At 37.8% G+C, this 13715-nt stretch carries 12 protein-coding genes and 4 pseudogenes; 7 read left to right on the forward strand and 9 right to left on the reverse strand.

Going from position 1 to position 13715, the window contains the following annotated elements:
* Positions 1–41: 41 nt before the first annotated feature.
* On the reverse strand, positions 42–575 hold the full coding sequence (infC, locus tag AAZO_RS22300) for a translation initiation factor IF-3 (RefSeq protein WP_013192898.1): 534 nt from the start codon (positions 573–575) through the stop codon (positions 42–44).
* 352 nt (positions 576–927) lie between these two features.
* On the opposite strand from infC, the gene AAZO_RS22305 reads away from it, so the two are divergent.
* Entirely contained in the window at positions 928–1923 is a 996-nt protein-coding gene (locus AAZO_RS22305) for an alpha/beta fold hydrolase (protein ID WP_013192899.1), read from the forward strand.
* A gap of 65 nt (positions 1924–1988) precedes the next feature.
* On the opposite strand, the gene AAZO_RS22310 is transcribed toward AAZO_RS22305, so the two are convergent.
* Positions 1989–2339 (reverse strand): phospholipid-binding protein, encoded by a 351-nt coding sequence (locus AAZO_RS22310; protein ID WP_013192900.1) that lies wholly within the window; start codon positions 2337–2339, stop codon positions 1989–1991.
* Positions 2340–2477: 138 nt separating this feature from the next.
* A complete protein-coding gene (locus tag AAZO_RS35840; RefSeq protein ID WP_187289556.1) occupies positions 2478–2660 on the reverse strand; it encodes a hypothetical protein in 183 nt (60 codons plus the stop codon).
* Between the two features lie 209 nt (positions 2661–2869).
* On the opposite strand from AAZO_RS35840, the gene AAZO_RS22315 reads away from it, so the two are divergent.
* The 3 genes and pseudogenes from AAZO_RS22315 to AAZO_RS22320 all read left to right on the forward strand — a co-directional run bounded on the left by AAZO_RS22315 (position 2870) and on the right by AAZO_RS22320 (position 5371).
* The gene (locus tag AAZO_RS22315; protein ID WP_013192901.1) at positions 2870–4501 is read left to right on the forward strand and encodes a B12-binding domain-containing radical SAM protein; all 1632 of its coding nucleotides are present in this window, start codon (positions 2870–2872) and stop codon (positions 4499–4501) included.
* Between the two features lie 304 nt (positions 4502–4805).
* Positions 4806–4904: pseudogene (locus AAZO_RS31950) on the forward strand (zinc ribbon domain-containing protein); the annotation flags it as partial.
* Positions 4905–4921: 17 nt separating this feature from the next.
* Positions 4922–5371 (forward strand): SRPBCC family protein, encoded by a 450-nt coding sequence (locus AAZO_RS22320; RefSeq protein WP_013192903.1) that lies wholly within the window; start codon positions 4922–4924, stop codon positions 5369–5371.
* 288 nt (positions 5372–5659) lie between these two features.
* Here AAZO_RS22320 and AAZO_RS22325 read toward each other — a convergent pair.
* A pseudogene (locus AAZO_RS22325) lies at positions 5660–6751 on the reverse strand (ISAs1 family transposase).
* A gap of 247 nt (positions 6752–6998) precedes the next feature.
* On the opposite strand from AAZO_RS22325, the pseudogene AAZO_RS22330 reads away from it, so the two are divergent.
* Positions 6999–7551 (forward strand): annotated as a pseudogene (locus AAZO_RS22330) (Uma2 family endonuclease).
* 378 nt (positions 7552–7929) lie between these two features.
* On the opposite strand, the pseudogene AAZO_RS44230 reads toward AAZO_RS22330, so the two are convergent.
* Positions 7930–8145: pseudogene (locus AAZO_RS44230) on the reverse strand (IS1634 family transposase); the annotation flags it as partial.
* A 95-nt stretch (positions 8146–8240) separates the two neighbouring features.
* Here AAZO_RS44230 and AAZO_RS22340 point away from each other — a divergent pair.
* Both AAZO_RS22340 and AAZO_RS22345 read left to right on the forward strand, forming a co-directional pair.
* Complete coding sequence (locus AAZO_RS22340; RefSeq protein ID WP_013192904.1) at positions 8241–8603, forward strand: ArsR/SmtB family transcription factor; 363 nt, start codon at positions 8241–8243, stop codon at positions 8601–8603.
* A gap of 178 nt (positions 8604–8781) precedes the next feature.
* Positions 8782–9084: a hypothetical protein gene (locus tag AAZO_RS22345; RefSeq protein ID WP_144031363.1), complete on the forward strand. Its 303-nt coding sequence runs from the start codon at positions 8782–8784 to the stop codon at positions 9082–9084.
* Positions 9085–9408: 324 nt separating this feature from the next.
* Here the strand turns inward: AAZO_RS22345 and AAZO_RS22355 are convergent, their stop codons facing one another.
* From AAZO_RS22355 to AAZO_RS22370, 4 genes are all read right to left on the reverse strand, one after another.
* Positions 9409–9909 carry a YsnF/AvaK domain-containing protein gene (locus AAZO_RS22355; RefSeq protein WP_013192906.1) on the reverse strand — a complete coding sequence of 167 codons (501 nt, stop codon included), beginning with the start codon at positions 9907–9909 and terminating at the stop codon, positions 9409–9411.
* A gap of 328 nt (positions 9910–10237) precedes the next feature.
* A complete protein-coding gene (locus AAZO_RS22360; RefSeq protein WP_013192907.1) occupies positions 10238–11176 on the reverse strand; it encodes a DUF2382 domain-containing protein in 939 nt (312 codons plus the stop codon).
* A gap of 158 nt (positions 11177–11334) precedes the next feature.
* Positions 11335–12177, reverse strand: a complete 843-nt coding sequence (locus AAZO_RS22365) for a DUF2382 domain-containing protein (protein ID WP_013192908.1) — start codon at positions 12175–12177, stop codon at positions 11335–11337.
* A gap of 307 nt (positions 12178–12484) precedes the next feature.
* Complete coding sequence (locus AAZO_RS22370; protein ID WP_013192910.1) at positions 12485–13708, reverse strand: tetratricopeptide repeat protein; 1224 nt, start codon at positions 13706–13708, stop codon at positions 12485–12487.
* Positions 13709–13715: the final 7 nt, after the last annotated feature.

The following is a 13715-nucleotide window of genomic DNA, read 5'->3' on the forward strand; positions in this document are numbered from 1 at the left end:
TCCCTAAACCCTAAAACCTCAACCCTTAACCCTTTAGCTTCTTACCTCTTAGGTGAAATCAGCATCATCATATTTCGGCCTTCTTTCTTTGGCGCTTGCTGCACCTCACCAAAAGGTTCTAAATCAGAAGCCATACGTTTAAGCAACTCCTCAGCTAAGTCACTGTGTTGGATTTCTCGACCCCGGAACATCACGGTAGCTTTGACTTTATCACCATCTTTGAGGAAGCGTTCTGCTTGTTTGACGCGCACATTATAGTCATGTTCTTCTATCTTGTAGCGCATCTTCACTTCCTTCACATCAGCCGTGTGCTGCTTCTTCCGGGCTTCCCGCGCCTTTTTCTCCTGCTCAAACTTATATTTCCCATAGTCCATGATTCGACATACAGGCGGGTCAGCCTTGTCACTGAGTAGCACCAAGTCTAGCTCTTTTTCTTCCGCTAGTTGTAGTGCTTCCTGTGGTGGCATAATACCCAGTTGGGCACCATCAGTATCAATGACCCGAATTTTCGGGAAGCGAATGCGTTCGTTAATTTGGGGCAGATCGCGAGTTCTTTTTTTCTCAATCACAGGCATTATGATTTTTAGGAGCTCTTTAGTTAAGGATTTGGCTTGATCTTAGTTTACTTGGTTTTATTTTCTATGCCCATAGAGGCAAAATACGGAAATGACTCAAAACTTAAAAATGAGTCGATATCTTTAGGGTAACTAATCCATACAATATTTGGTTAGTCTATTTGAATTTTTGATTCTACTCACTTTGATCAGATTTCCCTACAATAGTTAATCTAAATTACACAAACTTAGCTAACGTTAATTATTATTACAATGACTCATTCATATCTTGACTTTAAAAAAAAAAAAATAAATCTAAACAAGGGTGTAGGGGAGAAAATCAATAATTACAAATTACGACGTGGAGGGATGCATGAACACTGCAGTAAATTGGCAGCAGCGGGTTGGGAATCAAAGAGACTGGGTTTGGCGAGGTTGGCAAATCCGTTATACCTACATTCGCTCTCAATGTAGTTCAGTTCAGCGAATATTCCCACAGCCACAGAAAATTGAGGACAAGAAAAAAAACTTATCAGATAAGGATTTTATCATTCCTAGTCAAAACCAGCCAAACACAACACCTTTAATCTTGCTACATGGTTTTGGTGCTTCCATTGGTCATTGGCGACATAATTTAGAGGTTTTGGCTGAACATCACACAGTTTACGCTTTAGATATGCTAGGTTTCGGCGCTTCCGAAAAAGCACCAGTTAATTACAGGGTTGAACTGTGGGTAGAACAGGTTTACGAATTTTGGCAAACATTTATCCGCCAACCGGTCATATTAGTAGGTAATTCTATCGGCTCACTAATCGCTTTAGTGGCTGCTGCTGTCCATCCTGATATGGTGCAGGGGATAGTAATGATGAGTTTACCAGATCCCACTTTAGAACAAGAAGCCCTGCCTACATTTCTACACCCACTAGTTAGAGGAATTAAAAGTATTATTGCTTCTCCTTTATTACTCAAAGCTCTTTTTATATTTTTAAAGCGTCCAGGTTTAATAAGACGGTGGGCTAGTCTTGCTTATACTAGTCAAGAAGCTATTACAGATGAACTCATAGAAATTTTAGCAGGGCCACCTCAAGATAGAGGCTCTACTCGCGCTTTTATTGCCCTCTTCAAAGCCTCAATCGGTATAGATTTTAGTCCCAGCGTCAAGAAAATATTGCCAAACTTAACAATTCCGATGCTATTAATTTGGGGACAAAAAGATCGATTTGTTCCTCCAATTCTAGCCAGTGAATTTGCTCGCTATAACGACAAACTAGAACTGCTGTATCTCGAAGATGTGGGTCACTGTCCCCATGATGAATCCCCAGAACAGGTGAACAAAGCAATTTTAGATTGGATTCAGAGAAATAAGTGACAGGAAACAGGGAACAGGAGCAATTTTTTGAATTACAAATTACGAATTACGAATTACAAACTGCACTAGCCAATAGTGACTTGAGTCGTGTCCACATATGTAGCGCCATTTACAGAATTAGCGACAGATATCATCTTATTGAGAATATTCTGACTGGGAACTTTGCCTTTTAGCACCACAGTACTTCCTGTCTGAGCAACCCAGAGGGTATTGAAATCATCAAGTTGAGGATCTTCATCAAAAGCCAATGTTACGCGCTTAGCTAAACCACTTTGGTCATATTCTCCGTTCAGTCCTAGACGTTCTGGTGGAATCTTTTCCGTAGCTGTAGTTGTAGACTGAGATATTTGGGGAGTTGGATTTACTTGTGCATTTTCCAGTTTTTCTAATCCAAACAGTCTTTTTAGCCAACCCATAAACAATTTTCTCCTAGTTATAAGGTTTCTCAAATCAGTATAAAGGCTTGAAGAAAAAGTAACATCTACCGCTGAAGGGATATTTAATCACTGTAAGTAAGTGGGTTTTAAAAATCATCGTTATGACAAGGCAAGAGGTTAACCAGAGCGGTCTTGGGGAGCTACTGCGGTGGACGGGTTTCCCGGCATAAACCCAGTGGCGTGGTTTCCCCCATGTAGGCGCTTCGCCTTCGCCCAGGGTGCGACTGGAGAACCTGAAGGGCAATAGGCAATAGGCAATAGGCAATAGGCAATAGGCAATAGGCAATAGGCAATAGGCAATAGGGAAGAGCATAATACATATCTCTAGCCAGCAGAATAGTTTGATGTAGCTGTTTCACCTATAGTACGATCGCTCCAGCACAGGATACTATGGCGATCACCAATGAGTAAATTGGCTGTGTACGGGTAAAGAGCTATTCTCAATCCTTACCACAATTTTATGATTATCTGGTTTAGGATGAAATATAAATAACGCATTAGATAAACCTGTGACATCATCTGTATTTAATTCTGAACGCCTTTTATTTACACCCGCTACTCCCCAAACTGATGCTATTCCTGTGATTTTTGCTTTCCCCAATGAGTACACGGTGGGAATAACCAGTCTTGGCTATCAGGTGGTATGGGCGACTTTGGCGATGCGTGATGATTTGCAGGTGAGTCGCTTATTTACTGATATTCATGAACAACTTCCTAGACAACCGGAAATACTTGGTTTTTCCATGTCTTGGGAATTAGATTATGTGAATATTTTCAATCTTTTGGAATATTTACAAATTCCTCTTCGTGCCAGTTCTCGCACTGCAAATCATCCTCTAGTTTTTGGTGGCGGTCCTGTTCTAACTGCTAATCCTGAACCTTTTGCTGATTTTTTTGATGTGATTTTATTGGGCGATGGAGAAAATCTGCTGGGTGATTTTATTGATGCTTATAAAGAAGTTAGAAATGCTGATAAAGAAGCTCAATTAAAAAAAATAGTACAAGTTCCAGGCATTTATATTCCGAGTTTATATTATATTAAATATTCTAGTTCGGATGGTGAAATATTAGCAATTAATCCAATTTATTCAGAAGTTCCCGCAGTTATTCAAAAGCAAACTTACCGGGGAAACACTCTTTCTGTTTCGACTGCGGTGACAGAAAAAGCTGCCTGGGAAAATATTTTCATGGTGGAAGTGGTGCGGAGTTGTCCTGAAATGTGCCGCTTCTGTTTAGCAAGTTATTTAACTTTACCGTTTAGAACTGCGAATTTAGAAAATTCTTTAATTCCCGCTATTCAACAAGGTTTAAAGGTTACTAACCGTCTGGGTTTATTGGGTGCTTCGGTAACTCAACATCCTGAATTTCCAGAGTTACTAGATTATATTAGTCAACCAAAACATGATGATGTGCGGTTGAGTGTTGCTTCTGTTAGAACGAATACGGTAACGGAAAAGTTAGCTACAACTTTGGCGAAACGGGATACGCGATCGCTTACCATTGCGATAGAAAGTGGTTCAGACAAATTACGCCAAATCATCAATAAAAAATTATATAACGATGAAATTATCCAAGCTGCGGTGAACGCGAAAGCTGGTGGTTTATCGAGTTTGAAATTATACGGAATGGTGGGCATTCCTGGAGAAGAAACGGAAGATTTAGATGCAACGGTAGCAGTGATGAAGGCTGTTAAAAAAGCTGCTCCTGGTTTGCGGTTAACTCTGGGATGCAGCACTTTTGTTCCAAAGTCCCACACACCGTTTCAGTGGTTTGCGGTGAATAAACAATCTGAGAAGCGGTTACAGTTTTTACAGAAACAGCTAAAACCCCAAGGTATAGATTTTCGTCCTGAAAGTTATAATTGGTCTATTATACAGGCTTTGTTATCGAGAGGTGATCGCAGGCTTTCCTATCTGTTAGAACTAACTCGTGATTTTGGTGACTCATTGGGCAGTTACAAACGCGCTTTCAAGGAATTAAAGGGAAAAATTCCCGACTTAGATTATTACGTTTATAGTAATTGGTCAACTGAGCAAATTTTACCTTGGAACCACTTGCAAGGTCCCTTACCTCAGTCTACGCTAATAAAGCATTTGGCTGAAGCAATGAGTCATTTTCGATCTGATTCACAAGTGAAATAATAAAGAAGTTCCCAGAGTTAAAGAATGCAAAATACATCTGAGTTTTATTGTGCTTATTGTAGTGAAGAAAATTTGACTTTTATTGATTTTAGTGTAGGAATGCACCACAATTATACAATTATATATAGCAATCCGGAATCATTGGTGAGAAAATACTTAATTCATTAAACATAACATAAATACTAAATAAATTTATGTTTTTTTGCTGAAGTGATATATTAACGGTAATTCATAGTTTTAAATTCTAGCTTTATAAGTTACAAATGCAGTAACAGTATTTTCTCATGATTCATTTAGGATTGCTATAGAAGATTGTCAAGTTTGCTGTCTTCCTAATACTTTGTATGTCACGATTGATGAAGATAGGCTAGATATTGAAATAGATAGTGAATATGAAGGTTAAAGTTTAGGTTCTTTTTCATGCTGCACTTTACTTATTCTTCCATTATTAATGCACCTGTTGAAGTAGTTTGGAAATTCCATGAAAGACATGATGTTTTACAACTACTTACCCCAGCTTGGAAACCTGTACAAGTTCTGCGTCGGGAAGGGGGACTGGATGAAGGTCCAATAACTGAGTTTAGGTTGTTCCTTGGACTATTACCTTTGACTTGCTTAGCACGTCATACTGATTATAAAAAATATCGTCTGTTTACTGATGAACAAATATCTGGGCCTTTTGAGTCTTGGGTACATTGTCATGAGTTTGCAGATCAAAATGGAAAGACGAAATTAACTGATCATATTTCTTATTCTATGCCAGGTGGTGATGGGGTGGAATTTGTCAGCGGTTGGTTGTTACAAGTGCAGTTAGAAGCAATGTTTCATTATCGGAATTTTATTACAAAACGGGAATGTGAGTCAAAATAATTGATTATTAATCATCCCAGGGGAAACGCACCTTATTTCCTAATAAAAACTAATGAGGACTTTAAAATCATCTATATTAAGTGCAAAGCTTGATGGATATATAAACAAAATCAATCACTTTTTTATTAAGCGATGAATTAGCTTATCTCTAATTGAATAACTCTTAGCTAAGGATAAATGAGCTAACTATTCATCCATAAATAAGTAAACTTATCTGTAAAAATAAGCAGAAGAAAATATTAAGTAAATTGTTGACAAGTTAGTTGAGGCTAAAGCTAAAACTCTTTCTCAAGAGTTATTATCCATTGCTGCCAAAAACTGTTTATTTTTTATCCCCCGCTTCACGGGGTTCTCTTTACCCAAAAGATTGACTGCTATCTGGCGCATTACTGCAAAGTTTTGTGGAGCATTATCTTTCCTAATCCGGCAGTCATCTTGTTTTAAAGCTACATCTAATACCCAATGCAATGAATTTTCTATTGCCCAATGGCTGCGGACAGAATTAGCCAATTGTTCTCCATTTGAGTCAAGACTACTAATAAAATAACGAGTCTCTACTGTTGTTTTATCATCCACTTGTCCGATAGATTCTACCATCCCAACACTTTTTAGATTTGACCAAACTGAATCAGGATCAAGCTGAAACCCAAAGTTGCGGATTTCATGAAGACCATGCCCTGTTTCTTCGGGTTTATATGTGCTATGTTGAAGCTCTTGAAAACCTGTACTTATCCCTGACTTAAATAGCTGTTCTACTGACTCATACAGATTACCTTGGTTCTTTTTTAAAGTAATTACATAATCTGCATTTTCTTGCGTAATTAACTTTACTATGTCTTTGTGACACCCGATGGCATCAATCCTGACAATACATCCAGCTAATTCTAAAACCTTTAATAATTCGGGAATTGCTGTAATTTCATTTGATTTCTCATGCACCTTCACCTGTCCCAACACTAATTTATTTGTAGTTGCCCATGCACTTACCATTTGGATTGCACTCTAGTCACTATTTTTACCATGAGAACTACATAAAGTTTTCCCGTCAATTGCCACAACTTCACCATCCCTTATCTTATGTACTGATTTCATCCAGTTCAAGAAACAATTTTGAAATTTTTGCGGATTTAATTGTGCAAATACCCTTCCAAATGTGTCCTGGGACCGGAGCCCATTTCCTAGTTCTAAAAAGGTTTTTAACCACTCATATTTTGTGCAGCCATAGAGTTCAATTGCCACCCAACTATCTGCTCCACAAATTACTGCACAAATTCCAATGGTAAGAATGTCAATTAACTTGTGTCGTTTCCTCCCCTCTACTCTTGGATCTTCCATCTGTGCAACGTGGTCAGTAATCGTGATTGTGGGCTTGAGCTTCACACTTTTTGGGACTTTCTTCTTCTACTTTTACAATGACTTTACCATCAGAGCCTCATTGGTCAACCTCTATATCATCAGCCCTCCCTACCTTTCTCATTCCTTAGTATATATGTACTATACTTACATGCGTTCGCCCTGTTAATTATCCAGATTCATAGCATCTTCTCTATCCCCAAATTTGAGCTTTACCTGCATATTCAGAATTTATTGTTCATGAATGTTACAACTGAATAATGGAGGAATTATCATGTTAGAAGTTAAGCCACGTTTTCAAAGTTTTGAAGAATATTTAGCTTATGACAATGGCTCAGATAAATTATATGAATTATTTAATGGAGAGTTAATAGGAATGCCACCGTCATCAGGGATTAACGTACGAATTACCAATTGCATTTTACTCATGTTTGCATTATTAATAGGAATTGATAGAGTACGGGGACATGGTATAGAGTCGGAAGTGAGAGGAGAACCGAGAAACCATGATCCTGATTTAACTATTCTTCGAGAAGAACATATTCAACAATTATCTAAACGTAATACTATCAGATTATCCATGTTACCACCTTTGTTAGTGGTTGAACTGGTTAGCCCTGGTGAATTACAAAGAGATAGGGATTTTATAGCCAAGCGTTGACAATATCAAGATTGGGTATTCCTTAATATTGGATTATTGATCCAGAAAATAAAACTGTTTTAGTGTGGGAATTAATCGACAGATTTATCACAAAGTGGAGATTGTTGCTGGTGAGAATTTAGTTGTATGTCCAGAATTTAATGAGCTAAATTTGCAAGTTTTGTAGATTTTTTAAATAGGGCTGAAAAAATTAACAAAATACACATAATTTCTGTTTTCAAACACTGATTAAATCTATACTTGTTTGATCCGCTCCTCTGACATCAGGATTGGGCTATCCACTGTCCAGGCTCAATTTAAGGGGATCTAGTCTGGGATTTATAGAGTTCATAATCTCGATCCACTCTAACTCTGATAACTGAACCCAGAGATAAGGAGTTGACAGAAGAAAATCAAAAACATAGCGTAAGGGATATCTTTTAGCTTGAAATGTAAATTTTTCTGAAAAACTATAATTTCTTAATGAATTAAGAAATCTACTAATAGCCGAGAATAGTATCTGCAAACAATAATGGGTCTTTAAGAAAAGTAAATCCCCTTTCAAGAGATTACGCAGGTCTGATTCTCTTGTCTCTTGACTTTGCACTACTAACCATCTTTGTTCTATTCCTGCATAATTTACTGTTTTTGGAGCAAGTTTGTATCCTGGCAAGTTATTGTCAATAAATTCTCATTCTGGTAATGTTGATATTAGTGATTGTGCTGTTTTCATACTTAATAGCACTCTACATAACCAGCGTAAACCTGACATTAGTTTTAAGAAGTAATAAGTTTTGTTCGCCGTTGTTAATTGACAGCTAGTTATAATGCCAAGTAGTTATTAAGCAATTATTGTGCTAAAGATTGAGTTTCCCCATGCTAAAAACGAAGCTATCCAAGATTGATCCTGCTATTCTCGCGGCAGTTGCTGACTATTTTAAGGTGCTATCAGAGGGGAGTCGGCTACAGATTCTGACCTGTCTGAAGTCAGGTTCGATGAATGTGATGGAGATTGCAGAGGCCACTGGTTTGGGGCAAGCAAATCTATGTAAGCATCTGACAGTATTAACTCAAGGGGGGATTTTGTCTCATCAGCCGAAAGGGACTAGCGCCTATTACGAGATTGCTGACCCAGTGACTTTTAAGTTGTGTGAGTTAGCGTGTGATCGCATTACAGAAGGAGTATTACAACAAGCTGAAAGCCTAAAAGCTCTTCGCAACAAAACTGGAGTTTTTTGAACCAATTGAGTTTCAGTAAAACTTACATATCGTAGGTGACAGCTAAACTTCCAGTTAATTGGTATCCAAACAGCAATTTTTTCTCTGGCTTTGATAAGCCAGCTATGTCACATACTCTATGGATACACTACAAGATCTATGGAATTACCGTAGTTTCAAATTGGTGATTGTCCTATAGATGCCAAGCAAAGACGCAAAGCTCCCGTTGTTAGCGATCGCACAGCAGAACACACCAACATTCTTGAACATGAATATTATATATAAGTCCCAGCCGATCAATGTAGTCTATCTCTGGAAACTAGGTAAATCCCAATTAAAGAAGTTTTTGTGGCATTGCCACGCCTACAGTAGAGTTTTTGGACTGATTCTACTCACCTTAGTCAGTTTAATTTTTTTGGGCATCCATTGGACTTACCGCAAATTCTTTTTCACCCATGCCATTGTGGAAGCAAATGAATGGGACTTGAAAAGCAGTAATTAAAAACCAGCAGTTCCCAATATTTGATCAGAGATCCCTTACACATCAAAGATGTGGTAGTAGTTTGGGTTAAATTCTTCGTGAACAGCTAGTTATTTTGATTAGCTAGAAAAGGGTAATTAGAGTTCTTCATCTACAGGTAAGACATCGTGAAAATGGTTGTAATTAACTTTTTCATTGTTGATCTTGATATCAACTCGTGGAATTACCTGAAGCATATCCGAAAATGTGGACTCCCACATCTGAGACAGCCTACAAGAGACATTGAGTGTGACAATTCCAGTCAGACCTAATTTTTTAAAAAGGTGGGAAATACCCACCTGATCATTAACTCTCAGAACAGCGATTAAACCATTCTTGATATTTTTTTTGTTGGGATTTATTCTCTACTAGAATTGTCATTTTTACCTCCTGACAGCCGTGATCTTTTTCTAGTGCGATCGCATTTAACAGTAAACTAGCAATCTTAGGTGAACTAAACTCTCCACTCACTATTAAATCACTATCAAAATAGGCAACTTCTGGGGTTTTTGATGTAGTTAATTTATCAATTCCCTCCGCAATTACACCTTCCCCTAAATCAATTTCTGCTAATTGTTGATGTTCTGGGCTAACTTGTTCAACAATCAATTTTTCCCTGCGGATGGGGACATGTATCATCTGAGTTTCGATTTGTTTACGAACAATTACCTCTCCTAGTTTTTGTTTGTGTTTATCAACAAACATTCTTTCTTCTAAAATAGGAATAATTTGTTCTTCCTCTGCTATGGAGGTATTGTTGATTAATTGCTGTTCCCCTGGTGTTTCTGAGGTTAAATATTCAGGCATAAGTAGGTGGGTGTTAAAAATTGTCGTTATGACAAGGCAAGAGGCAATAGGGAAGAGGTTTTGGTCAATTTTACTTTTCGTTACATACTACTATCGGACAAGCTGCTGCGCGTCTATAGTTTTTTTGTGCCTTCCTACTTACACATTTGGCATGCTCCCCCTGCCTCCTCTGCCTGCCTAAACAGATAATTTTCCTTAACTGAACCGTCTTGGTGTATAAGGTAGAGAAAAATTTAAAATATTGCTTCTGGTAGGCTACGCCAACAAAATTAATAAACCTCTGCCTTCTCAACTCGTAACTTATCTTCTCAACTCCTAACTTATGTGATTATCGTTCTTCAACTGGTAAATTAGGAGCCTTCACATCTAACTCTTCCCGACGCACAGTTGCTTGTGTTTCAAGTGTATGTTGCTCCACAACTTTTTTAACACTCACCTCTTCCCGAACAAATGCTTCCTTGCGAACTTCCGGCGTTTCTTCATAGATTTCCATATGTGCAACTTCACCTTCTCGGAAGTTAGCTTCCGCAGGAGAAACTACTCTACCAGCATCTTCAGGTGTGGTCCGTTCAACAACAATGTGTTCTATTTCTAGGGGTACTGCTACTCGTGCTGTTTCGGTTTCTACGCGCTTCCCGACGGTAACATCCCCCATTTTGTGGCGGCGTGTATTGGTAATCAGCCTTTCTTCATACAATTTCAACTTTTGATGATTTCGCTCATTTAAATCGAATAAATCCGGTTCTTGTTCGTAGCGGTAGGTATCAGGGGTGTAAGTAGCCGTAATATTAGTCACAGGGGTAGTAGTCGTCGTCGTTGCTATCGGTGGTGCATCTACAGGTGTTGAGGATTCTACAGGTGTTGATGATTCTACAGGGGCTGATGCTTCTACTGGTGGAGTCCGGTATTGGGGATTGCGATATACTCCGCGCACTCCTTCTTCGTAGTCGTAATCTGTGGCTAGACCTTCGTTAAACTCTGGTAAGTTTTCCGCTTGTTCTCTTGTCAAACCAATAGCATAAACGCGATCACTTGCATAATCAATCCGGCTACGACCAATGGGAAGCAAGACTTTTTTACCAAAAATCCAGAAACCTAAGTCAACTACTAAATAACGAAAATGTCCTTGCTCATCAACTAAAACATCATGAACAGTGCCAATTTTTTCGTCAGTGCCTTCTGTATAGACTCCTACACCTTTAATTTCATTACCTTCAAAAGAATCGCGGTACTGAGGATCAAAGTCTTCTAATTTGTAAAGTACCATATATTTTTCCTCCAACTATCATAGATAGCATTTCTTAATTTCCACATTAGAAGTTTATTGACCTTTTTTCCTCCTTCTCCTGAATGAATTTAATCTTGAATGAACTTTGAATTTATTTATGGTTAATTTCTCAATATTTGGACTGATTTCATCAGAATTTAAGAAGATTGATCACTGCCTACACCATGTTCCCGCAAATTGAAATCACCGGAAGTATTAATATCTAACTCTTCCCTACGAATTATATCTTCTGCTTCCACCATATCCCGATCTACCATTTTCCTCACTCGCACTTCTTCCCGGACAAATGTTTCCTTATGAATTTCTGGTGTTTCTTGATAAACTTCTATTCGGGCTACTTCCCCTTCTTGGAACTTAATTTCATTTGGATCTACTACTGTACTTGTAGCTGTAGCTTGAACTCTATCAATTACAATCCGTTCTTTCTGAATAGGTACTCTAACTCTTGCTGTTTCAGTTTCAATGTGTTTCCCAACAGCGACTTCTCCAGTTTTAATTCGGTGTTTATCGGCTATTAAACGTTCTTCATACAGTCTGAGAGTTTGATGATATTGTTGATTCAAACCATATAAACTTGGTTCTTGTTCATAGGTGTAGTTTTCCCGAGAATAATTGATGCTACTGATGGGAGAGCGATAAACATTGCGTACTTTTTCTTCAAATTCTTCATCCACAATGATGTGTTCCTGATACTCTGGTAACTGTTCTACTTGCTGCTTACTTAGTCCATCGACATAGACGCATTTAGCTGGATAATTAATCCGAGCTAGTCCAATAGGTAGTAATATTTTTTTACCAACACTATCTAAACTTGTATCAATAACTAAATATCTAAATCGCCCATTATCATCAACTAAAACATCGTCCACTGCACCAACTTCTACTCCTCCTTCTGTATACAGATGCAAGGTTCTTACATCATCTCCTCCAAAGGTTTCTCGATAATTTGGATCGTAGGTTTCTAGTTTATAAAGTGGCATTATAATTGTTCCCAAGTTTCAAAAGTATGTTATGTTTGTTTCAAAATCTTAGAAATTTTTGGAATCCTTTTCCTCTAGCTTATGACAGAATACTAGTGCACTAGAGTATAGTTACTATTTCATAGTTGTAGGGAAAGATCAGAGGAAATCATGTTTTTTATTATCATCAGGAATATATCTAATGATAGAAATGATTCAGAAGAAGAGGAAAAAGGCAAGGATTTAGGAGTCAGGAGTCAGAATGTTTGAGAAATTGGTTAATTATTCACTCCTAACTTCTATCTTCTCATCTTATCATGTTAGCTATTTAAAAGTTACCTTTTGATAATGTTTCAATTCTTTGGGAAAAGTATGTTTCTTGATATTTGAGTTGTTGGGCTATTTCTAATCCTTTTTGAAAAGCTGTTAGTGCTTTTCCATCTTCTTTCTTTTCTAAATACAATTGTCCTATTTGATCATAAGCTTGCATCAAACCGTAAAAATTAGTAGCTAGTGTTTCTGTTTCTAATAAAATCTCAGCAGTTTGCAAAGCTTCATCAATTTGGTTTTGGGAACGGTAAAGCTTGATTAATTTCTGTAAAGCTTCACTAGCAGTCACATATTGTTGTGATTGCCATGCTGTAACATAAGCCTCTTGATACTTGTTAAAGGCTTCTTGTAGTAAGTTGGGATTTTCCCGCGCTAAAGATTGATAATTTTGTGCGATCGCAATTTTTAAAGCTGGAATCTGGGTAAGATTACCATCACTGGTGTAAATTCCTGCTAGTCTACTCAGTACATTAATTGCTTGTTGATGCTGTTTTGCTTTTTCAAAAATGTGAACCAGTTGTTGCAAGTATCCTAATTCATTTGGTCTATCACCTTGACTAATAGCAAGATTTAACAGTTCTTGGTAAATTGTAGCAGCTTGGGAATAATCAAACCAACTTAAATGTAGTTCCGCAATCTTATTAAGAGTTCCTAACTCAGAAGTAGTATTATTCTGCTGTCTGAACAATATTAAAATCTGCTGATAAGCTACCACAGCCAACTTAGGAACATGAATATTTTGGTAAGCTTCACCAAGCGATCGCCATAATTCTAAATCAGTGCTTTTTTGCTTGAGCATCTGTTTTTCAATTACCTGCAATCTCTCAGTAATATATTTTACCTGTTGACGCTCATTTTCATTCCATGCGATCGCACCGACCCCTGATAATGCGTGTACCTCAGCCAATGGACCTAAAAAACGCCGCAGTCGTAATTCTCGATTCCAAATATCAAAAGCAGTCAGCTTATCCCCTATTTGTAGAGTCGTTGTAGCTTCTTGATTTAACTCATCTAGCGCAGTTTCCAACTTTTGCAACTCTTCCAAGGTTAATGGCTGTTTTTCCACAGAACCCCGTACTAAAGGATCAGGAGTAGTCATCTCCAACGGACCTGGAGGGAATTTATCCATTTGTTCTGGCTTTTTACCCTCTGCCAGTGTGACAAAACTGCACAGATGCCAGAAAATAAAAGTAGTAACTATCACACTGAAATGTCTTAGCATAAACAAC

It is taken from the genome of 'Nostoc azollae' 0708, from assembly GCF_000196515.1.
Taxonomy (GTDB): domain Bacteria; phylum Cyanobacteriota; class Cyanobacteriia; order Cyanobacteriales; family Nostocaceae; genus Trichormus_B; species Trichormus_B azollae.

What these genes read in the sequence shown, in the direction of transcription:
- AAZO_RS22340 (WP_013192904.1), top strand. Translation starts at nt 8,241, where the DNA reads ATGCTAAAAACGAAGCTATCCAAGATTGATCCTGCTATTCTCGCGGCA.
- AAZO_RS22360 (WP_013192907.1), bottom strand. Translation starts at nt 11,176, where the DNA reads ATGGTACTTTACAAATTAGAAGACTTTGATCCTCAGTACCGCGATTCT.
- AAZO_RS22305 (WP_013192899.1), top strand. Translation starts at nt 928, where the DNA reads ATGAACACTGCAGTAAATTGGCAGCAGCGGGTTGGGAATCAAAGAGAC.
- AAZO_RS22370 (WP_013192910.1), bottom strand. Translation starts at nt 13,708, where the DNA reads ATGCTAAGACATTTCAGTGTGATAGTTACTACTTTTATTTTCTGGCAT.
- AAZO_RS22310 (WP_013192900.1), bottom strand. Translation starts at nt 2,339, where the DNA reads ATGGGTTGGCTAAAAAGACTGTTTGGATTAGAAAAACTGGAAAATGCA.
- infC (WP_013192898.1), bottom strand. Translation starts at nt 575, where the DNA reads ATGCCTGTGATTGAGAAAAAAAGAACTCGCGATCTGCCCCAAATTAAC.
- AAZO_RS22365 (WP_013192908.1), bottom strand. Translation starts at nt 12,177, where the DNA reads ATGCCACTTTATAAACTAGAAACCTACGATCCAAATTATCGAGAAACC.
- AAZO_RS22320 (WP_013192903.1), top strand. Translation starts at nt 4,922, where the DNA reads ATGCTGCACTTTACTTATTCTTCCATTATTAATGCACCTGTTGAAGTA.
- AAZO_RS22355 (WP_013192906.1), bottom strand. Translation starts at nt 9,909, where the DNA reads ATGCCTGAATATTTAACCTCAGAAACACCAGGGGAACAGCAATTAATC.
- AAZO_RS22345 (WP_144031363.1), top strand. Translation starts at nt 8,782, where the DNA reads ATGCCAAGCAAAGACGCAAAGCTCCCGTTGTTAGCGATCGCACAGCAG.